Annotated in this window: 1 protein-coding gene; it reads right to left on the bottom strand. The window is 51.9% G+C overall.

Going from position 1 to position 1,635, the window contains the following annotated elements; translation table 11 throughout:
- The coding region (locus KDK14_RS19005; RefSeq protein WP_257266783.1) for a hypothetical protein at positions 1-1,508 on the bottom strand (1,508 nt) is incomplete at its 3' end.
- Between the last annotated feature and the right edge of the window lie 127 nt (positions 1,509-1,635).

Raw genomic sequence — 1,635 nt, forward strand, 5'->3', positions numbered from 1 at the left:
AGTGGACTGTTACTAACGGTCAACTCTGGCGTTTCTGACTTTAGACCATTGCCGTCTTCAGTCGTGTCAGGAATCGGACTGGTTGCCTGATTGGCGGTCTCGGCTTTCGTATTGGTTGAGGCATCAGAAAACTGTCGCTGTGGACTGTTATTATCGCCTTCCCCTTTCGGGCCAGTTCCTGTGTCAACTGGAGAGGAAGGCGGAGTAATAGGCCGCGGCCCATTGACTGATTCCCCGGCTTCACCCCCAACCGGACTTTGTCTGACTCCAATCTCTTCAGGCGTCTGACTGGGTGAGTCATCAGTAGCCGAGGTCTGACTATCGGTAGCGGTCATCCCTGAAGCTGCAGGCTTCGCACTGGTTTCAACCCTTGTGTCAACTGCAGGGGAAGGAGGAGTAACAGAACGCGACTCATCACCTGATTTCCCAGCTTCAGCCCCAACCGGACTTTTTCTCTCTCCAATCTCTTCAGGCGTCTGACTGGGTGAGTCATCAGTAACCTGTCGGATCGTACCGGTTACACGATTGGTGGTCTCGGGCACAGCATTGATTGAAGTATCAGCAAACTCTCGGAGTGGACTGTTATTATCAGGTACCTCTAACGTTTTTGGAGTTAGACCATTGCTTTGTTCAAGGCCAAGGGTGGCACTGTCTCCAGAATCGGTTATTACCTTTGGTATCAGGCTGGTTGAGTCATCAGTAACCCATGGGTTCTTATTTCTGAATGCAGTCAGCTCCGACAATACCGGTTTTGTTGTGCTGCCACCGCTCACTTCTAACGCTACTGGCATCGGGCTATTGTTGTCTTCAGCCCCCTCAGGAATCGTACTTATTGAAGCATTAATATCCTGTCGGGTCGGACTGGTTGTACGATTGGTGGTGCCGGACACAGCATTGGTTGCGGCATCAGTAAACGGCCGGGGTGGACTGTTTTTATCGCCCTCCCCTTGTGCCTGGGGCGTTGGACCAGCGCCAGTCCCAGTGTCAACTTGCGATGCAGGAGGAGTAACACCTGACTTCTCAGCTTCATTCCTGAATGGACCTTTGTTGTCTTCAGCACTCTCAGGAATCGGTTTGGTTGAGACATCAACTTCCTTGGAAATCTGACTGCTTCCACGACTGGTGGTCTCGGTTTTCGCATGGGTTGAGTCATCAGCGAACTGTCGGGGTGGACTGTTTTTGTCGTCTTCTCCTTTCGCTACGGGTGTTGGGCTGGTTCCAGTTTCTGTGTCTACTGGAGAGGAAAGAGGAGTAACAGGGCGCAAACCATCATCTGACTCCCCAGCTTTACCCCCAACTTCACTCTGCCCGGCTTCAATCTCTTTATGCATCGGCCTGATTGACTCAGTAACCAATGTGGTCTGACCGCCTGTACTGGACGCCCCGTATGCTTCCGAACTGGTTTCAGTTCCCTGGTCAACTGGAATCGCAGGAGAAGTAGTGTCAGAACCCTCACCTGATTTCTTATCTTCATCCCCAACCGAACTTTTCCAAGTCCCTTCAGGCATCAAGTTATCAGGATCCGTCTGAGAACCAGCAGAGGAGGCCCGCCGCGCAGATGACGTTGAACTGGTTTCAGCTCCCTGGTCATCTGGAGACGATAGAGAATCAACGTCAGAACCATCACCTGATTTC

It is taken from the genome of Endozoicomonas sp. ONNA2, from assembly GCF_024606365.1.
In the GTDB taxonomy this organism is placed as follows: Bacteria; Pseudomonadota; Gammaproteobacteria; order Pseudomonadales; family Endozoicomonadaceae; genus Endozoicomonas.